General features: G+C 63.2%; 19 protein-coding genes. 11 read left to right on the forward strand and 8 right to left on the reverse strand.

The genetic code is table 11. The features are described 5' to 3' along the window. The first annotated feature begins 16 nt into the window (after nt 1-16). The gene (locus tag CLU92_RS22400) at nt 17-694 is read left to right on the forward strand and encodes a type 1 glutamine amidotransferase domain-containing protein (protein ID WP_101483654.1); all 678 of its coding nucleotides are present in this window, start codon (nt 17-19) and stop codon (nt 692-694) included. 49 nt (nt 695-743) lie between these two features. On the opposite strand, the gene CLU92_RS27555 is transcribed toward CLU92_RS22400, so the two are convergent. Next, nucleotides 744-1,331, reverse strand: coding sequence for a TetR/AcrR family transcriptional regulator (locus CLU92_RS27555; RefSeq protein WP_180338568.1), 588 nt, complete (start codon nt 1,329-1,331; stop codon nt 744-746). Nucleotides 1,332-1,371: 40 nt separating this feature from the next. Between CLU92_RS27555 and CLU92_RS22415 the strand changes: the two genes are divergently transcribed. Continuing rightward, nucleotides 1,372-1,899 carry a dihydrofolate reductase family protein gene (locus tag CLU92_RS22415; RefSeq protein WP_101483655.1) on the forward strand — a complete coding sequence of 176 codons (528 nt, stop codon included), beginning with the start codon at nt 1,372-1,374 and terminating at the stop codon, nt 1,897-1,899. Here CLU92_RS22415 and CLU92_RS22420 read toward each other — a convergent pair. Continuing rightward, nucleotides 1,896-2,699 carry a metallophosphoesterase family protein gene (locus tag CLU92_RS22420; RefSeq protein ID WP_101484833.1) on the reverse strand — a complete coding sequence of 268 codons (804 nt, stop codon included), beginning with the start codon at nt 2,697-2,699 and terminating at the stop codon, nt 1,896-1,898. The two genes, CLU92_RS22415 and CLU92_RS22420, sit on opposite strands and share 4 nt — an antisense overlap. Nucleotides 2,700-2,839: 140 nt before the next feature. Here CLU92_RS22420 and bla point away from each other — a divergent pair, with 140 nt between their 5' ends. Further along, nucleotides 2,840-3,784, forward strand: a complete 945-nt coding sequence (gene bla, locus CLU92_RS22425; RefSeq protein WP_101483656.1) for a subclass B3 metallo-beta-lactamase — start codon at nt 2,840-2,842, stop codon at nt 3,782-3,784. A 306-nt stretch (nt 3,785-4,090) separates the two neighbouring features. Further along, a complete protein-coding gene (locus CLU92_RS27880) occupies nt 4,091-4,264 on the forward strand; it encodes a hypothetical protein (protein ID WP_166674652.1) in 174 nt (57 codons plus the stop codon). Here the strand turns inward: CLU92_RS27880 and CLU92_RS22430 are convergent. Both CLU92_RS22430 and CLU92_RS22435 read right to left on the reverse strand, forming a co-directional pair. Next, on the reverse strand, nt 4,261-5,064 hold the full coding sequence (locus tag CLU92_RS22430; protein WP_101483657.1) for a metallophosphoesterase family protein: 804 nt from the start codon (nt 5,062-5,064) through the stop codon (nt 4,261-4,263). The two genes, CLU92_RS27880 and CLU92_RS22430, sit on opposite strands and share 4 nt — an antisense overlap. A gap of 46 nt (nt 5,065-5,110) precedes the next feature. Then, nucleotides 5,111-6,016 (reverse strand): LysR family transcriptional regulator, encoded by a 906-nt coding sequence (locus CLU92_RS22435; RefSeq protein WP_101483658.1) that lies wholly within the window; start codon nt 6,014-6,016, stop codon nt 5,111-5,113. Nucleotides 6,017-6,134: 118 nt separating this feature from the next. Between CLU92_RS22435 and CLU92_RS22440 the strand changes: the two genes are divergently transcribed. Next, on the forward strand, nt 6,135-7,001 hold the full coding sequence (locus CLU92_RS22440; protein WP_101483659.1) for a pirin family protein: 867 nt from the start codon (nt 6,135-6,137) through the stop codon (nt 6,999-7,001). 208 nt (nt 7,002-7,209) lie between these two features. Here the strand turns inward: CLU92_RS22440 and CLU92_RS22445 are convergent, their stop codons facing one another. Beyond that, nucleotides 7,210-7,971: an ABC transporter substrate-binding protein gene (locus CLU92_RS22445; protein WP_101483660.1), complete on the reverse strand. Its 762-nt coding sequence runs from the start codon at nt 7,969-7,971 to the stop codon at nt 7,210-7,212. Nucleotides 7,972-8,106: 135 nt separating this feature from the next. On the opposite strand from CLU92_RS22445, the gene pnuC reads away from it, so the two are divergent. Then, nucleotides 8,107-8,709, forward strand: coding sequence for a nicotinamide riboside transporter PnuC (pnuC, locus tag CLU92_RS22450; protein WP_101484834.1), 603 nt, complete (start codon nt 8,107-8,109; stop codon nt 8,707-8,709). Between the two features lie 332 nt (nt 8,710-9,041). After that, nucleotides 9,042-11,609, forward strand: a complete 2,568-nt coding sequence (locus CLU92_RS22455) for a TonB-dependent receptor (protein WP_101483661.1) — start codon at nt 9,042-9,044, stop codon at nt 11,607-11,609. On the opposite strand, the gene CLU92_RS22460 is transcribed toward CLU92_RS22455, so the two are convergent. Further along, complete coding sequence (locus tag CLU92_RS22460; protein WP_101483662.1) at nt 11,606-12,412, reverse strand: response regulator; 807 nt, start codon at nt 12,410-12,412, stop codon at nt 11,606-11,608. The genes CLU92_RS22455 and CLU92_RS22460 overlap by 4 nt on opposite strands. A gap of 12 nt (nt 12,413-12,424) precedes the next feature. Then, entirely contained in the window at nt 12,425-12,553 is a 129-nt protein-coding gene (locus CLU92_RS28340; RefSeq protein ID WP_257561356.1) for a hypothetical protein, read from the reverse strand. 208 nt (nt 12,554-12,761) lie between these two features. Between CLU92_RS28340 and CLU92_RS22465 the strand changes: the two genes are divergently transcribed. The 4 genes from CLU92_RS22465 to CLU92_RS22480 all read left to right on the forward strand — a co-directional run bounded on the left by CLU92_RS22465 (nt 12,762) and on the right by CLU92_RS22480 (nt 17,471). Then, on the forward strand, nt 12,762-13,292 hold the full coding sequence (locus CLU92_RS22465) for a spore coat U domain-containing protein (RefSeq protein ID WP_101483663.1): 531 nt from the start codon (nt 12,762-12,764) through the stop codon (nt 13,290-13,292). 36 nt (nt 13,293-13,328) lie between these two features. Further along, complete coding sequence (locus CLU92_RS22470; protein WP_243857872.1) at nt 13,329-14,033, forward strand: molecular chaperone; 705 nt, start codon at nt 13,329-13,331, stop codon at nt 14,031-14,033. 64 nt (nt 14,034-14,097) lie between these two features. Next, the gene (locus tag CLU92_RS22475; protein ID WP_101483665.1) at nt 14,098-16,467 is read left to right on the forward strand and encodes a fimbria/pilus outer membrane usher protein; all 2,370 of its coding nucleotides are present in this window, start codon (nt 14,098-14,100) and stop codon (nt 16,465-16,467) included. Beyond that, nucleotides 16,467-17,471: a spore coat U domain-containing protein gene (locus CLU92_RS22480; protein ID WP_101483666.1), complete on the forward strand. Its 1,005-nt coding sequence runs from the start codon at nt 16,467-16,469 to the stop codon at nt 17,469-17,471. The genes CLU92_RS22475 and CLU92_RS22480 overlap by 1 nt, the downstream gene beginning before the upstream one ends. Here CLU92_RS22480 and CLU92_RS22485 read toward each other — a convergent pair. Continuing rightward, nucleotides 17,468-17,704: a hypothetical protein gene (locus CLU92_RS22485; protein ID WP_101483667.1), complete on the reverse strand. Its 237-nt coding sequence runs from the start codon at nt 17,702-17,704 to the stop codon at nt 17,468-17,470. The two genes, CLU92_RS22480 and CLU92_RS22485, sit on opposite strands and share 4 nt — an antisense overlap. Nucleotides 17,705-17,924 lie beyond the last annotated feature (220 nt).

Raw genomic sequence — 17,924 nt, forward strand, 5'->3', positions numbered from 1 at the left:
CATAAAAGGAAACAATATGAACATCCTGATGGTACTGACCTCGCACGATCAACTCGGCGACACTGGCAAGAAAACCGGTTTCTGGCTGGAAGAATTCACCGCGCCTTACTATGTCTTGCAGGAAGCGGGCGCCAAGCTGACGGTCGTTTCGCCCAACGGCGGCCAGCCGCCGCTGGACCCGAAAAGCGACGAGCCCGATTCGCAAACGGATGCCACGCGCCGTTTCAAGCTGGACGCCGATGCACAAGCCGTGCTGGCCAACACGGGCAAGCTGTCCGAGGTGAAGGCGGCCGACTTCGACGCCGTGTTTTACCCGGGCGGCCATGGCCCGCTGTGGGACCTGGCCGAAGACCCGCACTCGATCGCCCTGATCGAGCAGATGATTGCCGCCGGTAAGCCGGTCGCCGCCGTCTGCCACGCGCCCGGCGTGCTGCGCCACGTGAAGGCAGCCGACGGCACGCCGCTGGTGCGCGGCAAGCAGGTGACGGGCTTTACGAATACCGAGGAAGACGCCGTCGGCTTGACGGCCATCGTGCCTTTCCTGGTCGAGGATATGCTCAAGCAAAACGGCGGCGTCTACTCCAAGCTGGGCGACTGGCAGCCGTACGCCGTCACCGATGGCTTGCTGGTCACGGGCCAGAACCCGGCATCGTCGGAAGCGGCCGCCCAGGCGCTGCTCAAGCTGCTGGCCTGATGGCCGATGTCCGGCTGGGCATTCGTCGAGGAAGCCGGGCTTGAATGCTTCATGCCCCGGCGGCCATGCCAGCAAGGATCAGGCCGACCGAGGCGTGCCATTGCGTCTCGCTGGTCGGCCTGCCCGCCAGCGCATAGCCGTGCAGGAAATCGACAAGCGCATCGCGCCCGCGCAGCCGGATTTTTTTCTCCAGCGAGAGACCGTCGACGGCCAGCTCGAACAGCGCCGTAAACCGCTCGGCCACGTCGTCTTGCGTCACCAGCCCGCGCGCCATCAGGCGCACGAAGTAGGGCGTGGCGCTGATCAGTTCCAGGTACAGCGCGCACAGCGCGAGCAGGCGCCGCAGGGGCGTCTGGCGCCGCGTAAACGGCGGCTGGCGCGGATCGAGCGCGGCAAAACGCTGCACCATCAATGCCAGCAATAACTCCTCTTTTCCTGCGTAGTAGTGATACAGGGCCATGGCATCGACGCCCAGGCCTTGCGCCAGCGCGCGCATGGAAAACGCCTCGCCTTGCTCTTCCAGCAGGGCCAGGGCAGCGTGCAGGATGCTGGCGCTGTCCAGTGCGGGCGCGGCGCGGCGCGGACGCCCCGCGCGGCGCACGGGAGATTCTATGGCTTGAAGTTTTGGAGTTTTCATGGGCATAATTCTACACTGTAGAATTAATTGAGGGAGCACCATGCAAAAAACTTCTGTCAGCGTTTTTCTCGGCATCAGCATCGATGGCTGCATCGCCGGAGAAAACGGCGACCTGTCCTGGCTGGCCGAACTGGCCCCCGACTCGCCCGACGCCACCGGCTACACGGCCTTGATGGATCAAGTCGATACCCTGCTGATCGGCCGTACCACCTATGAGGCCGTGCTGGGGTTCGAGCCGTGGCCGTATGCGGGCAAGCGCGTGGTGGTATTGAGTCACCGCGACTTCGCGCCACGGCATGGCGAACAGCGCCGCGAAGGCAGCGTGCGGGAAGTGCTGGAGGGGCTGGCAGAGGAGGGTTGCCGCCACGTGTATCTCGATGGCGGCGCCGTCATCCGCGCCGGCTTGCGCGAGGGCGTCATCGACAGCCTGACCTTGTCCGTGCTGCCCGTGGTGCTGGGCAAGGGCGTGCGCCTGTTCGATGACGCGCTGCCGCGCAGCGACTGGCGCCTGGAAGATACGCGCCCGCTACCGAGCGGCGTGATGCAGCTGCGCTATCGAAAAAATTAAACCGTGCTGGCGATATCGACGATGAAGCCGGTGTCAAAGCGTTCGTTTTCGGGCGTGCCGTCCGGCTTCTTGTAGCCGCAGGGGTTGCACACGACGCGGCACTCGCCTATCTGGTAGTCGAGCGATGCGTGCATGTGGCCATGCACCCACAGGTCAGCTTGCGTCACCAGCGCGTCCAGCTGCGAGGCGAACGCGGGCGAGCCCAGGTTCGTCGCGTATTGCTCTTCCACCGACAGCATCGATGGCGCCATGTGCGTGATGACTACGGTTTTCCCGGTGAACGGCTGCGTCAGCTGCTGTTCCAGCCAGCAGCGGTGCTGGGCGTGCAGCTGCGCCGTGTCGCTGGCGCACAAGAGGCGCGGCGTCTCGCCACCCGTACTGATGTGCTTGTAGTCGGGCATGTAGGCTTGTGCCGCGTTAAGCGCTTCTGCCTGGCGCTCGGCACCGAACAGCAGAAAATCCGTCCACAGCGTGATGCCGAGGAAGCGTACTCCACCGATTGTCACGGCGTCGCCGTCGAGCAGGCGGATGTTGGCGCCGTGCGCATTCGCGCTGGCGCAGGCATCGCGCACGGCGTCCTGCATGTGTTCGAGCTGGTGGCCATAGCCTTCGTGGTTGCCGTGCACGTACAGCACGGGCAGGGCGCCGAAGGTGCGCGCGGCCCAGGCGATGGCATGGTTGCCTGTAGCGATGTCGCCGGCCAGGATCACCACGTCGGGGCGGCTGGCGGCAAGGTCGATGGCGGGTGTGTCTTCACCCCAGACTTCCAGGTGCAGGTCGGACAGGATCAGCAAACGCATGGCAGTGGGCGCGGCAAGGCGCACGGCAGGTCTATGGGCCTCTATCGTAGCGCAAGTCGCAGCGCCCGTCTGCTTGACCGCGCCAGGCTGGCGACGTTACCCTATGGCATCGATTACCACACACTCATTCCTGGAGCCGCATGCCGCCTTTCTTCATTCCCAAGACCTTGCTGAACATCGCGCTGGCCGCCATGGCGCTACCATTGACGGCGCATGCCGCCACGCCCGCCATCGATCCTCTGACGCAGCCGATTGCCTCACCCTATGCGGCGCAGTGGAACCGCCCGCAGCAACCGGCGCGCATCCATGGCGACACCTATTACGTGGGCGTGGGCGGCTTGAGCGTGGTGCTGATAGACACGCGTGCAGGCTTGATCCTGATCGACGGCGCGTTGCCGCAATCGGTGGCCGCCATCAAGGAGCATATCCTCGAATTGGGCTTTCGCCTGGAAGACATCAAGTTCATCCTGAATACGGAAGCGCATTTCGACCATTCGGGCGGCATCGCCGCCCTGGCCCGCGACAGCGGCGCGCAAGTGGTCGCCAGCCCGCTGGGAGCGGAGGCGCTGCGCGCGGGAGCGGTGCTCGCCGCAGATCCGCAAGCGGGCGAAATCGATCCCATGCCGGCCGTGGAAAACGTGCGCGAGATCGCCGATGGCGAAACCCTGCAACTGGGCGACGTGACCATCACGGCGCGCTACACGCCTGGCCATACGCCGGGCAGCACCAGCTGGACCTGGGTTTCATGCGAGGATGCAGAGCGTCAGGAATGCCTGAACGTGGTGTTCGGCGCCAGCCTCACGCCGGTGGCAGCCGACGATTTTCACTACCTGGCCGATGAGCGCCATGCGGACCTGACGCCGGCCTTCCGCCGCGTCATGCAGGACTTTGCCAGGCTGCCGTGCGACATCCTGATCTCGGCCCATCCTGACCACTCCGGCGGCGACAGCAAGCTGACGCAGTTGCTGGAAGGCGTCACACCGAATCCCTTCATCGATACGCAAGCGTGCAGTAACTACGCTGCCAAAAATGAAGCCAAGCTCGATGCCCGCATTGCGAAAGAAAAAGCAGATGCGACAAAATAGCAAGCTTGGAGCATGCGCCATGAAAGGTGGTTGACGCACTGCAGCATACGGTGCAGAATCAGCGTCCGTAGTGCAGATTAAACAAACTATAGAAAGGAAACCCATGTTCGAGCAGGCTGGCAGCAAGTTGACTTAGCACTAGCCCCGCGCATGACGCTCGGGGCCATCGGCAGCATTGCCGATCTCGAGCCGGTGTCCTTCAAACCCCGGTGAGGAAACTCGCCGGGGTTTTTTGTTTTGGGCGACCCCGGCATAAGGACAGGAAATACCGTGATGCCGATGCATCAAGGGTTGAAAGGAGACACCATGAAAATCAAAGTGAAAGCCACGCCCAAGCCGCGCAATCCGCTGGTGGCGGCCGCCAGGTTGCGAGGCGGCGCCGGTGCGCACCAGTCGGAGTCCTCGCCGCGCGCGGCGCGCCGGGCCGGCAAGCACCGCCTGCAGCAATGGCTGGCGGGCCGGCTCAAACCTGACGATTAGCGGGCCGGCAGCTCGACGATGAAGTTCGGATCAAAATCGGGATTTTGCGGCGTGCCGCTGCGTGTCTTGTAGCCGCAGGGGTTGCTCACCACGCGGCACGGACCGATCCGGTAGTCGCGTGAAGCATGGATGTGCCCATGCACCCACAGGTCCGCCTGCGCGGCCAGGTCGTCCAGGCGCGAAGCGTAAGCGGGCGAACACGCCTCGCTGCCATACGCGCCGTCGATGGATTGCAGCGACGGCGCCATGTGGCTGATGACGACGGTCGCGCCATCGAAGGGTTGCGCCAGTTCGCGCGACAGCCAGGCTTTTTGCTGCGCGTGGAACATGGCCGTGTCGGCCGCGCGCAGCTTGCGAAAGCCCATGTTGGCCAGGCGGATGCGCTTGTAGTCATTCATGGCGGCTTCCGCGTCGCGCATGGCCGACTGGCGCGTATCGTCGCCCAGCAGGCGGAAATCCGTCCATAGAGTGGCGCCCAGGAAGCGCACGGCGTTGCCAGCTTGGTCGGCGATGACGTGGCTATCGGCGTCGAGAAAATGCACGTTGTCCGTGGCGGCGCAGGCGCTGCGCAGCTCCTGGCGCACCTTGTCCAGATGGTGGCCATAGCCTTCATGGTTGCCATGCACGTACAGCACCGGCAGTCCCGCGAATGCGCTGGCGGCCCAGGCGACGGCGCGGGCGCCCGTGTCGATGTCGCCGGCCAGGATGACGGCGTCGGGGCAGCTGAGCGCTAGGTCGCCTTGCGGCGCATCGTCGCGCCATAACTCATGGTGCAGGTCCGACAAAATCAGTAAACGCATGCGGTATCCAGGCGATTGGAGAGTACGCCATCGTACCTGAAAACCCTCACTCTTCGTCCAGCGCGGCGAAGCTGTGCGCCAGGTAGTCGATCAGCGCGCGCACGGCCGGTAGCAGGCCGCGCCGTGAAGGAAACACGGCGTGGATGATTTCGCGCTGCGGCCGCCATTGTTCCATCAGCGGCAGCAGGCTGCCATTGGCCACCTGCTCGGTGATCATCATGGTCGGCAACTGGACCACGCCCACGCCGGCCACGGCCGCGTCGCGCAGGGTCAGTATGTCGCCCGTGACGAAGCGCGGCGTGTGGCGCAACTGGGCGCGCGCGCCATCGGGGCCGTACAAATCCCACTGGTAGTGTTGTTGCGGCATGCCCAGGGCCAGGCTGGGCCAGTCGGCCAGGTCGGCCGGCGCCTTCGGCACGGGCGCGCCGGCGAACAGCAGCGGGCTGCCCACCATGCACTGGCTGCGTTCGGCCAGCACGCGCAGCACCAGATCGCTGTCGGGCAGCGGCGGCGGACGCACGCGGATGGCCACGTCGATGCCTTCGGCCACCAGGTCGACACGGCGGTTGCTTGCTTCGAGCAGCAGGGTCACTTGCGGATGCGCGCGCATGAAGCCGGCCAGCATGGGCGCGACCAGGGAGTGCAGCAGGGCGATGGGGCAGGACAGGCGCACCGTGCCGCGCGGCGCGGCCCGCGTCAGTTCGATCGCTTCCTGCGCCGCCTCCGCTTCCACCAGCATCGCCTTGCAATGCTCGTAAAACGTCTGGCCCACGTCGGTGACGGAAAAATGCCGCGTCGTGCGCTGCAGCAGGCGCGCGCCGAGGCGCTCTTCCAGCAGCGCGATGCGCCGGCTCAGTTTTGATTTCGGCATGCCCAGCGCGCGCCCGGCCGGCGCGAAGCCGCCATGGTCGACCACTTGCACAAAGTAATACAAGTCATTCAAGTCCTGCATGCCACCTCCTTGATCGTTCTATTTTTAGAACGCTGATGGCATATTTTACCGTCTACCCGCTTCATCGTTGCAAGCGTATTCTGTCTCCATCGTCATGCACACCCTACAGGAGATCGAGATGAACACAGTCACAGGTATCTACAGCGCACCGCGCCAGCACTGGGTCGGCGACGGTTTTCCCGTGCGCTCGATGTTTTCGTACAACGGCCATGGCAAGCAGCTGAGCCCCTTCCTGCTGCTCGATTACGCCGGCCCGGCCGAATTCGCGCCCGGCACGCGTCCGCCCGGCGTCGGTTCGCACCCGCACCGCGGCTTTGAAACGGTAACCATCGTCTACAAGGGCGAAGTGGCGCACCGCGATTCGACGGGCCAGGGCGGCGTGATCGGCCCCGGCGACGTGCAGTGGATGACGGCCGGTGCCGGCATCCTGCATGAAGAGTTTCACTCGCCTGCCTTCACGCAGTCCGGCGGCACCCTGGAAATGGTGCAGCTGTGGGTGAACCTGCCGGCCAAGAACAAGATGACGGCACCGGGCTACCAGGCCATCACCAGCGACACCATTCCCACCGTGGCGCTGCCCGATGCCGCCGGTTCGGTACGCGTGATCGCCGGCACCTTCGATGGCCAGCATGGCCCGGCCCGCACGTTCTCGACTATGCAGGTGTGGGACCTGCGCCTGGCCCAGGGCAAGCTGACGGAACTGCCCGTACACGCCGGCTGGAGCACGGCGCTGATCGTCCTGCATGGCACGGTGCTGCTCAATGGCGAGAGCGTGGCGCGCGAAGCGCAGATGGCGCTGTTCGAACGCGATGGCGACAGCATCACCATCGAGGCGAACAATGACGCCGTGGTGCTGCTGCTGAGCGGCGAGCCGATCGATGAGCCCATCGTCGGCCATGGCCCCTTCGTCATGAATACCGAAGCGGAAATCGCGCAGGCGTTCGAGGATTTCAACAGCGGCCGCTTTGCCCGCATCGCGACGTAATGCCGGCCATGCTCAAGGGTATCGAGCATGGCCGTGAAACCAGGCTGGTAATACTGGAGACGGCTGGCAAGATGCCGCTTCAGCGTTCCAGCATCTGACAAAACTGTAGCGAGTGGCAGTGAGTTGTGGCCGGGAAGTGGGGCAGTGCGCATGCACAGTGAGCATTGCAAGCCGCATTTTGCGGCGCGCAGCAGGTTGGATGGATGTTCTACGGTGCTTCATAGCGGGCGCGTATCGCCGCTAGCACGCCGCGCTGTTCCAGGTGCGTGATGGCGGCGTTCAGGCGCGCCAGGTCGTCGGCGCTGGTCGTGCGCGCATTGAGCATCAGGTGCACGGGTGCGCGCAGGACCAGGAAGGGCAGGCTGCTCAAGGCGACGCCCTGCAGGTGCGCTTCGTGGCGTACGGCCAGCACGTCGCCCAGCAGCAGGTCGGCGCGGCCCGCGTCGAGCATGAGGATGCCCTGCCGGAAGTTGCCGAAGGTATTCAGGCGGCCGGCCTTCTCCAGCGCCGGCCGGGCCGCCGCATACTGCGCGCCATACCAGCCCAGCTTGGGCGCCAGCAAGCTTGACTTGCCGCGGGCCAGCTGGCCAAAGCTGCCGACATGGCGCTGCGCGGCGGGCGTGCCGGCCTTGCCGAAGATGCCCACGGTTTCGTCGCGGTAGCTCACGCTGAAACGCGCATACGCATGGCGTTCGGACGTGTCGGAGGCGGCGGGCAGCAAGTCCAGTTCGCCTTTCTGGAACAGCAACTGGCGCCGCGCCGTGGGCAGCTCCGGCACGCTCAGCAAGGTACAGCGCGCTTCCTTGAAAATGGCGCGCAGCAGCTCCAGGTCCAGCCCCGTGTAGTTGCCTTGTGCATCGCGATACAGGTAGGGCGGCCATTGCTCGAGCGCCATCGTCATGCGGCAGGCCTGGGCGGGCAGGACGCTGCCGAGCAGCGTTGCCGCAAGCAGTACGTGGCGCAAGCGCATGGAACATCTCCGCAGTGGTTCTTGGGTACTGTTACCCAATTTGCCAGAATGGCCAGGGAAGTCAAGCAGTGCGTGGCTGGTTTCGGATATCAAATGGGCTATAGTGGCGGCGTGCCTTCATTCAAAGGAATCCGCTTGACTCCCCCGCTCGAGATCGCCGCCAATGTCTTGATGACTGTTTCCATCATCCTGGCCGGACGCAATAATATTCATTCCTGGTGGATAGGCATCGTCGGCTGCGTGCTGTTTGCCGTGCTGTTTTTCCAGGTTAATCTGTATGCTGACGTGATGCTGCAGCTGTTTTTCATCGTCACCTGCGTCATCGGCTGGCTGCAATGGCGGCGCGGTGCCAGCGGCAAGCCGTTGCCGATCACGCGCACGGGCTGGCGCAGCCTGGCCTGGGTGGTGCCGGCAGGCATCGCCTCCGTGGTCATCTACGGCATGCTGCTGCACCGGTTTACGAATGCCTACGCGCCCTTCATCGATTCGGCAGTGTTGGTATTTAGCATCATCGCGCAATTTTTGCTGATGAGCCGACGCATCGAAACCTGGGCCTTCTGGCTGTTGGTCAACACCGTGGCCGTGCCGCTCTACTACAGCCGCGGCCTGCACCTGACGGCCGTGCTATATGCGGCCTACTGGGTCAATGCCCTGATTTCCTGGTACTGGTGGGGCGTGCAGGCACGCCGCGCGGCGCTGGCGCCCGCAGCGCCTTCCACGGCGATCGCCGACGCCTGATGTTGCCAAACGCCAAGTCCTTAGATTCAAATCATATATACAATCAATTTTTAATTCGTTCACGCCATAAATACAGCGGGATATAGTGGTCTTTCCCCGCTTACCGGTGTCTTTTATGTTGCGCTTTAGTCTTTCTACCTATTTTTACGCCGCCCGGCACCTACTGACCATGCAATGCATGGCGCAGTGGATGCCGATGCGTGCCCGTCCACGCATCCCCTAAGTCATTCCCATTCATTTCGTTGTCGTTTGCCCGCTGGCCCACCCGGTCCGCGTGCCCCTGCTCGGCCTTTTTTATCGGAAAAAGGCTGCAATCCCAATAAGAGGAAACCATGTTCAAACCACTCGCCATCAGTCTTGCCATCGCCGCCGCCTTTCCCGCTTTCCCCACCCTTGCCCACGCCGGGGACGACATGCTGCGTGTTAACGTCACCGGATCGAATATCCGCGTCAGCGAAAAGGAGGGCGCCAGCGCCGTGCAAGTCATCACGGCCAAGGAATTGAAAGCCAGCGGCAAGACCAGCGTGTCGGACGTGCTGCGCGCCATCTCCGCCAACAGCGGCAACAGCTACAACGAACAATATACGGGCAGCTTCTCGGCCGGTACTTCGGGCCTGTCGCTGCGTGGTATCGGCCAGAAAAATACCTTGATCCTGGTCAATGGCAAGCGCGTGGCCAGCTATGCGACGGCGCAAAACCTGCAGGAAACCTTTGTCGACCTGAATAGCTTGCCGATGGCGGCCGTGCAGCGCATCGAGGTGCTCAAGGATGGCGCCTCGTCCGTCTACGGTTCCGACGCCGTGGCCGGCGTGGTCAACATCATCCTCTACAAGGAATTCACGGGCACGGACATCACGGCGCAATGGGGTGGCTCGACCGAAGGCACGGGCCAGCATGAAAAGAGCGCGGCGCTGCAAACGGGTTTTGGCAAGCTGGAGGAAGACGGCTACAGCCTGGTCTTCTCGATCGATGCACAGCAGCGCGACAAGCTGCAGCAGAGCGACGTGGAGTGGATGCGCGATGCGGACTTCCGCAACCAGCAGCGCGGTAGTCTGGGCTGGGCCATCACCAACTATGCGGGCACCGACCCGACCAGGACCTTGGGCGGCGTGCGGGGACCATTGCAGCTGGTCAATTATGGCGACATCACGCCCGGCAAGACGGGACAAGTGCTGGCCTACAACCCATCGCCGTACAAAACCCTGATTCCCGGAATCCAGCGCGTGCATACGGCCGCGCGCGCCACCGTCAAGCTGAACGCGGACACGGAAGCGTATGTCGATTTGCTGCACAGTTATTCGCGCGCCGACCAGACTTTCAGCGCGCCGTTGACGGTGAACAATGCCACGCGCGTGTGGAACAACGCCACCCAGGCACTCGACACCATCCCCGTCGTGCTGCCCGTGGGCCATCCGAACAATCCGGGTACCGCGCCCCTGCCGTTCACGGCCACCCTGTTCGACCTGGGGCCGCGCCTGAAGCAGGACAAGGTCACGTTCTACCGTGCGCTGGCCGGCGTCAAAGGCACGCTGGCGGGCTGGGACTGGGATGCAGCCGTGGGCCACTCCAGCAGCAAGCTGGAAGAAACCGTGCAGAACTTCGTCAACCGCTATGAATTCCAGAAAGTGCTGGCCGACGGCAGCTACAATTTCTTTGATCAGTCGCAAAACAGCGAAGCCGTGCGTAACCGCCTGCGCCTGTCGACCCTGCGTCCGGCCGAATCGACGCTCGACACGCTCGACTTCTCGGCGGCCAAGGATATCTGGGACTTGCCCGCCGGCCCGCTGGGCTTTGCCGCCGGCGCACAGTGGCGCCGCGAAAAGATGGACTCGCAAACCTCGACTGCCGTGCTGTCGGGTACGGAGCTGCGCCCGGCCATCAACATCATCAACGGTACGCGCAGCGTCTCGGCCCTGTTTGCCGAATTCAACGTACCTGTAGTGAAAGACCTGTCTGTCAACCTGGCGGGCCGCGCCGACCATTACAGCGATTTCGGCAATGCATTTTCGCCGAAAGCCAGCGCCCGTTACCAGGCGGCGCCGTGGCTGCTGGTGCGCGGCACCGTGTCGCGTGGCTTCCGCGCGCCATCGCTGCCGGAAATCACGCAAAGCACGGCCGTCAGCTATGTCAGCGTGCTCGATCCGCGCGACCCGATCACGCCGACGCAGACGCGCGGCGTGACGGCCATTACCATTGCCAATACGGCGCTGCGTCCCGAGCGCTCGAACAACCTGAACCTGGGCGTGGTGGTCTCGCCGACCAGCAGTTCGAGCATCGGCCTCGATTATTACCGCATCAAGCAGGAGGGTGTGATCGGCACGGAAAGCGCCACCACCACCATCGCCAACGAAGCGACGGCGCCGCAAAAGGTCACGCGCGACGCCGATGGCCGCATTACGACCTTGTACCGCCAGTACCGCAACCAGGGCCAGCGCGAAGTGTCGGGCATCGACATCGACCTGCGCCAGCGCTTCGTCGACAAGGACTGGGGCAAGCTGACCCTGGCCGGCCAGTTGAGCCGGGTGCTGCGCTTTGCCGAACCGCTGTCGGACGGCGCGCCGCTCACGGATGGCGCCGGCACCAATTACTTCGGTTCCATCCCGAAATGGCGCGGCGTCAGCTCGGCCACCTGGGAGCAGGGCAAGTGGTCGTCCACGCTCACATGGAATTACGTGGGCAGCTATGCGCAAAACACGCATCTCGATGAATCGGTGGCCGCCTTCAGCACCTTCGACGTGACCAGCAGCTGGCAGGTGACACCAAAGGCGAACGTCACGTTCATCGTGCAAAACCTGGCCAACAAACGTGCGCCCTGGGACTATGCGTCCACCGGCTTTGACTTTACCCAGGCCGATCCGCGCGGACGCGTTGCGGCGCTCAAGCTGAACTACAAGTTCTAGTAGCCGCCCGCCGCCTGCCGCTGTCCTGTCTGCTCCTGCAGGCGCTGGCGGTAGGCGCTGGGCGTGACGCCCATGCGTTCTCGGAAGGCCGTGGCGAAGTTGCCCGCGTTGTGAAAGCCAATCAGCAGGGCGATATCCTGCACGTCGATTTCCGTCTGCTGCAGCAGTTCCACGCCGCGGGCGATGCGCGCTTCGCGGATGAAGGCGAAGACCGTCATGCCCGTCTGCTCGCGGAACATCAGGGTCAGCTTTTCGCGGTAGGTGCCCACGCTGCGGGCGATGTCGGACAGGTTGGGCAGGCTGCCCAGGTTGTCGAGGATGAGCTGTTTGACGGCATTGACGAACACCAGGTCGGGATGCTGCAGCTTGTCGCGGATCAGCGTCGTGGCTGGCAAGGTACTGTTGCTTTTACGCATCAACCCCAGGTGGATATGGATGCGTGCGGCCAGTTCTTCCGGCGTGAACGGCTTCGAAATGTAGTCGACCCCCCCCACCTGCAAGCCCATGATGCGTTCCTTGGCGGAATCAGCGCCGCTGAGAAAGATCACGGGTATCTCTTCCGTTTCGGGATTGGCCTTGAGCAAACGGCAGGCCGTGTAGCCATCCATCTCTGGCATGCGCACGTCGAGCAGGATCAGGTCGGGATGCGTGGCCAGTGCCAGCTGGTAGCCCTGGTAGCCGTTGAACGCGATGCTGAAACGGTAGGGCTGTTCGCCGAGCAGCTCCATCAGCATGCGCTGCTCGAACGCGGAATCGTCCACGATCAAGATGTTTTTTTTGATGGTTTCGCTGGTCAATGGCATGGCATGGATGACTTAACCAAATAGCAAGTAGTGGCTTATTATGCCTCGCTTTTTCTTTTTTTTCTGCTTTTCTCGTGTTTCAAAAGAGGTTTCTCCGCCAGAAGAAGCGCGGATTTTCCAGATCGCCAATAATTCATTCATGCATTGATTTTAAGCAATGTCGATTGCCAAAAAATCTGTTTTGCCAATGCTGCAAAAAGTGCCGGAGTCCCCGGGTTCCTGACTCTCGGCACAGGTATTTTGTCGTCCTGGTTTGCGTGCCCCAAAAAACGCCGGCAATACCGTGACTATCCTCGATGCCCTTCATATTGGCGGGCTCATTAATGATGTTCCATCATCAGGAGGTATCATGTTGCGAGTCATTTTCCCCCGCCTTGCCGTTGCCGCCAGCGTGGCTTTTGCCAGCACGGCGCTCATGCCTCGCGTCGCCGACGCAGCCGTGTATCTGAACGGCAGCAACACCGCAACCTTTGATGTCACCCTGAAAATCATCGCCAATTGCACCATTGCGGCGGCCGGTCTCGACTTTGGCCAAAGTCAGGGTGTACTGGCTACTGCCGTGAACGTCAATACGACCGTGAATGTCACCTGTACCAGTACCACCCCGTATAACGTGGGCCTGACGGCGGGCACGGGCACGGGGTCGAGCGGCACCACGCGCTACCTGAGCGGCACCGGCGGCAACGTGGGGACGGTGCAATTCAACCTGTACCAGACCGCTGGCAGCACCTTGTGGGGCGATACGCAGGGAACGAATACCGTCAGCGGCACCGGCAATGGCGCATCGCAGCCGATCACGGTGTACGGCAATATTCCGCCGCAAGCGACACCGGCGCCCGATACCTACAAGTCGACCATCACAGCCACCGTTTACTTTTGAGCGGGGGGCTGCGTGAAGGCCGGTTTCGCTTCCCTGATGAAAAACATGCTGGCGCTGCTGGCCTGCTGCGCGGCGGGCGTGCACGGCGCCAACTTGCAGATTTCGCCGGTGACGCTCAATTTGCGCGCCCCACAGAGTGCGGCCGGAATCAACCTGCAAAACCTCGGTGATCAGCCCATGTACGGGCAGGTGCGGGTGTTCGCCTGGGAGCAGCGCGACGGCGATGAGGTACTGGCACCGACGCAGGAACTGGTGGCCAGTCCGCCGATCGTCGAAATCGCCGCCAACAGCCGGCAGACCATCCGCCTGGTGCGTGCCCAAGGCGGCCCCGTCGCGCAGGAAAAGACGTATCGCGTACTCATCGATGAAGTCGGCCGCGACGATGATCCGGGCCGCAGCGGCGTCGATATCCGCCTGCGCTACTCGGTGCCTGTATTCGTGCTGCCGGCCGGTGCGCCGGGCAAGGAAATTCTCGACTGGCAAGTCTTTCGCGAGCAGGGTGCATGGATGTTGCGTATCAAGAACAGCGGCAACGTCCATGCGCAGATCGGTGCGATGACATTCACGAATCAGGCGGGCAAGGTGTTTGTCATCAGCAAGGGGCTGTTTGGTTATGTCCTGGCGGCACGCATGCGCGTATGGCGCCTGCCCGTCGCCGGGGAGGCTGAACTGGATGGGCCGTTGAGTATTGCGGTGCATGTGAATGCAAAGGCGCTCGTTGCCACGAATTCGACACCTTGAACATGGCCACCATGACGGGCGAGCTTGTCGCGCGCCTTCGGCATGGGCGCAACCGGCTTAAACCATGAGACGCGTACTGACATGGCGGATTTGCTGGACCTTGCTGCTGCTGGCCATGGCGGCACTGGCCAGGGCCGATGGATCGGCCGCCGTGACGGGCGCCGACCCGGGGCCGGCCAGCTTGCCCAGCGATCCGATGGCCCCGAATGAACTGTATCTGGAGGTGAGTGTGAATGCTGTATCAACCGGGTTGATCTTGCGTTTTACCCAGGTGGGTAAAGGCTTGCTCAGCAGTGTGGCGAACTTGCAGCAGCTTGGGCTGGACCCGGCGCGCCTGGGTGCGCCCGCTTGGGCCGACGTGGCGCTCGATGCGATTCCCGGGCTCAGCTATGATTATGATGCGGCGCGCCAAAGCGTGTCGCTGCAGATCGCGGACGACTTGCGCTCACCGTTCCGCATCAACGCGCGCCTGGCGGCGCAGGCGCCGCCGTCGCGCGTCACGCCCGGCGCCGTCCTCAATTACGAAGCGTATGCGGAACTGGGGCAGACGCGGCGCGCCGCCATCTTCAACGACTTGCGCTATTTCAATGACAGCGGCGTCTTCAGCAATACGGGCACCGTGAACCTGGGGTCGGACCAGCACAAGTACATGCGCTTTGACACTTTCTGGAGCCACGCCGACCCCGAGACCCTGCAAACGTGGCAAGTGGGCGACCTGATTTCCTCTTCGCTCAGCTGGAGCCGCGCCGTGCGCGTCGGCGGTGTGCAGTGGCGCAAGAATTTCCAGCTGCGTCCCGACCTGCTGACCTTTCCCGTCGCCTCCGTCGATGGCACGGCGCTCGTACCCTCATCGCTGAGCCTGTATGTCAATGGCGTGCAGCAATATGCCGCCAGTGTGCCCAGCGGTCCGTTTGTGCTGAACCAGGTGGCGGGCATCAATGGTGCCGGGCAAGCTACCATCGTCACGCGCGATGCTCTGGGGCGTAGCGTGACGACCGTGCTGCCCCTGTATGTCGATACGCGCATGCTGGCCAGCGGCTTGAGCGATTACTCGGTCGAGGCGGGCGCCATGCGGCGCGGCTATGGCCGACGCCTGTTCGGCTATGAGCGGCAACTGGTCGCCAGCGCTTCCGGTCGCCATGGCGTCAACGACAGCGTTACCCTCGAAGGCCACGCGGAACTGGCTGCCGGCCTGTATCAGGCGGGCGCGGGCGTGCTGGTGCGCCTGGGCCAGGCGGGCGTACTGAACGGTTCGCTGTCGGCCAGCGGGGGACAGCGCCGCGGCGCGCAGCTGGGCGCCGGCTACCAGTACATGGGGCCAAGCTTCAGCGTCGATGTGCAAAGCGTGCGCGCCAGTGCCGCGTTTGCCGACCTGGCCTCGCGCGACGGCAGTGCCGTGGTGCGCGCGGCGGACAGATTCACCGTCAGCCTGCCACTGCCGGCAGGAAGCAGCATCAGCAGCAGCTACATCAGTTACCGCACGCCCGGCGCACCACCATCGAAGCTGGCCACCGTGGGCTATTCGGCCACCCTGTTTCACGGCTTGTTCCTGAACGCCAGCCTGTTCCAGGACTTGCGCCAACGCGAGAAGCGGGGGTTTTACTTCGGCCTGAGCATGGCCTTCGACAACAATCTGGCCATCAGCACGACCAGCAGCCGGCAAAACGGCGAGAGCGGCCGCAGCGTCAGCGCGCAGCGCCCGGCGGACTTTGGCGGCGGCTTCGGCTGGAATTTGCAGGCTGGCACGGTGGGCGGCAACACCTACCGGCAGGCGCAAGTGGAATACCTGGGCAATGGCGGCCGCGTGAGCGCGCGCACGCAAAGCAGCGGCATGGGCAATGTTTCCTCGCTGGGCGCGGCTGGTGCACTGGTGCTGATGGATGGCCATGTCGAAGCGGCACGCCAAGTGGGCAACGGTTTTGCGCTGGTGTCCACTGGGGGCGTGGGCAATATTCCTGTGTTGCATGAGAACCGCCAGATTGGCGTGACGGGTAGTAGCGGTTATCTGCTCGTGCCGAATTTGAATCCTTATGGCAATAACCAGATCAGCATCGCCACGGAGGAACTCGACGTCGATGCGCGGGTGCCCGTGACGAATATCAATGTCGTGCCGCGACACCTGGCCGGTGCGCTGGCCGCTTTTCCCATCGAACGCTACAGCGCGGCCACCGTCATCGTGCAGGGCGCCGATGGCAAGCCGCTGACGACGGGCTTGCCCGTGCTGCACGTGCAAAGCGGCAAGCGGACGGTGGTGGGATTTGACGGCATCGTTTTCGTCGATGATCTGCTGGAGCAGAATCAGTTGCAAGTCGGCGAGGGCGACAGCGTGTGCACGGTGCGTTTTGCCTATGCGCGTCCGGCGGCGGGCGGCTTGCCCGTGATCGGTCCGCTGCGCTGCGCTGCCGCTGCCGTTGGCGCCGGGGGAGGCCGCTGATGCGCCGCCTGCTGCTATGGCTGACCCTGCTGCTAGGCTGTGCCTGGGGCGGTACGGCGCAGGCCGATACCTGCTCGGTCAGCATGACGAATATCGATTTCGGCGCTGTCAGCCCGATTTCCGGCACCGATCACGTAGCGCAGGCAACGGGCACCTTCAGCTGCGTGTTTTCCTCGCTGAACCTGGGACAGTTGCTCACGCCGAATGCGCAAGTGTGCATCTCGCTGGGGCTGGGCACGAATTCCACCTCGGCCTTGCCGCGCAAGCTGGGTAATGGCAGCAATCGCATGGAGTACAACGTGTATGTGGACAGTTCCTATGCCACGGCGAAGATATGGGGCGGCGCCGGCGTGACTGGCGCGCCATCGACCTTAGGCATGACTTTGTCGGCCGGCTTGCTGGCGCCGCCCGGCACGTATTCGACGACGTTTACCGTGTACGCGAAGATCCCTGCCGGCGCCGCACTGGCGGCCGTGCCCACGGTGGGTAACGCCAATACCGTGTATACCTCGAGCTTTGCCGGGCAGGGAACGTATACCTACACCACGTATGGCCTCGTCAACTTGTTTGGCTGCACGGTCAACAGCGGCAGCTTCGGTTTTACGGTGAATGCCACGGCCGTCAACGATTGCACCATCACCGCCACGCCGATGGCGTTTGCGAACGCCACCATCCTGACGGGCAACTTGCGCAGCACCAGCACCTTGTCGGTGCGCTGCGTCAATAACAATGCCTATCAGATTGCCCTGAACGGCGGCAGCGTGGCACTCAATGTGGCCAACCGGCAAATGAAGAATACGGTGACGACGGAGAAGGTCAGTTACCTGTTGTCCGCCACCCTCGATGGTGCGCCATGGGGCGATGGCACGGCAGGCACGAGCATGGTGACTGGCACGGGCACGGGCGCGAGCGTGCCGCTGACGATCTACGGCCGCGTGCCGGCGCAGGTGTCGCCGCGCCCCGGTGACTACAAGGATACGGTGACGGCAACGATTTATTTTTAGAACGTGACGGTGACGAGGCCGGCGCCTGATGGCGTTGCCTGCTGGAGCAGCAGATACGGTGTGTTGTGCTGGCAGCGCACCCGGGCGCTGCTGCGCTGCGAGACGATGGTGCACGCTTCGTTGATGACGAAGGTGGCCTGGAGCGTCGCGGAAGACATGGTGCCGGCGGTGGTGGTCTGGCAAAGGGACAGGGCGAGCAGGGCAGGCAGTACGGCAAGCTTCAAAGGGGTCATCGTGAACGCAGTGAGTGAAAACGGGCGTGGGCAGCAGCGCTGGAAGGCGTGGCTGGCACCGTTTTTCGCACCGGGATTGGGAGAACAGAACCAGCCATGATTGTACTTGAAGAAGGAAAGTGTGAGTTTTCGCGTATTTTCAAGCCGTCGGCATGGTGGGCAGGTGACTTTGCTTTTGATAGTAACTGATGTTTCCGTGTTGCAACTGAGATATTTTTCG

It is taken from the genome of Janthinobacterium sp. 61, from assembly GCF_002846335.1.
Lineage (GTDB): Bacteria > Pseudomonadota > Gammaproteobacteria > Burkholderiales > Burkholderiaceae_D > Janthinobacterium.

Excerpts from the sequence above, each read along its gene's own strand:
- CLU92_RS22435 (WP_101483658.1), bottom strand. The coding sequence starts at position 6,016 with ATGCAGGACTTGAATGACTTGTATTACTTTGTGCAAGTGGTCGACCAT.
- CLU92_RS22470 (WP_243857872.1), top strand. The coding sequence starts at position 13,329 with ATGAAAAACATGCTGGCGCTGCTGGCCTGCTGCGCGGCGGGCGTGCAC.
- CLU92_RS22415 (WP_101483655.1), top strand. The coding sequence starts at position 1,372 with ATGCAAAAAACTTCTGTCAGCGTTTTTCTCGGCATCAGCATCGATGGC.
- CLU92_RS22480 (WP_101483666.1), top strand. The coding sequence starts at position 16,467 with ATGCGCCGCCTGCTGCTATGGCTGACCCTGCTGCTAGGCTGTGCCTGG.
- CLU92_RS22445 (WP_101483660.1), bottom strand. The coding sequence starts at position 7,971 with ATGCGCTTGCGCCACGTACTGCTTGCGGCAACGCTGCTCGGCAGCGTC.
- CLU92_RS27555 (WP_180338568.1), bottom strand. The coding sequence starts at position 1,331 with ATGAAAACTCCAAAACTTCAAGCCATAGAATCTCCCGTGCGCCGCGCG.
- CLU92_RS22430 (WP_101483657.1), bottom strand. The coding sequence starts at position 5,064 with ATGCGTTTACTGATTTTGTCGGACCTGCACCATGAGTTATGGCGCGAC.
- CLU92_RS27880 (WP_166674652.1), top strand. The coding sequence starts at position 4,091 with ATGAAAATCAAAGTGAAAGCCACGCCCAAGCCGCGCAATCCGCTGGTG.
- CLU92_RS22420 (WP_101484833.1), bottom strand. The coding sequence starts at position 2,699 with ATGCGTTTGCTGATCCTGTCCGACCTGCACCTGGAAGTCTGGGGTGAA.
- CLU92_RS22455 (WP_101483661.1), top strand. The coding sequence starts at position 9,042 with ATGTTCAAACCACTCGCCATCAGTCTTGCCATCGCCGCCGCCTTTCCC.
- bla (WP_101483656.1), top strand. The coding sequence starts at position 2,840 with ATGCCGCCTTTCTTCATTCCCAAGACCTTGCTGAACATCGCGCTGGCC.
- CLU92_RS28340 (WP_257561356.1), bottom strand. The coding sequence starts at position 12,553 with ATGAATGAATTATTGGCGATCTGGAAAATCCGCGCTTCTTCTGGCGGA.
- CLU92_RS22460 (WP_101483662.1), bottom strand. The coding sequence starts at position 12,412 with ATGCCATTGACCAGCGAAACCATCAAAAAAAACATCTTGATCGTGGAC.
- CLU92_RS22440 (WP_101483659.1), top strand. The coding sequence starts at position 6,135 with ATGAACACAGTCACAGGTATCTACAGCGCACCGCGCCAGCACTGGGTC.
- CLU92_RS22400 (WP_101483654.1), top strand. The coding sequence starts at position 17 with ATGAACATCCTGATGGTACTGACCTCGCACGATCAACTCGGCGACACT.
- CLU92_RS22475 (WP_101483665.1), top strand. The coding sequence starts at position 14,098 with ATGAGACGCGTACTGACATGGCGGATTTGCTGGACCTTGCTGCTGCTG.
- CLU92_RS22485 (WP_101483667.1), bottom strand. The coding sequence starts at position 17,704 with ATGACCCCTTTGAAGCTTGCCGTACTGCCTGCCCTGCTCGCCCTGTCC.
- CLU92_RS22465 (WP_101483663.1), top strand. The coding sequence starts at position 12,762 with ATGTTGCGAGTCATTTTCCCCCGCCTTGCCGTTGCCGCCAGCGTGGCT.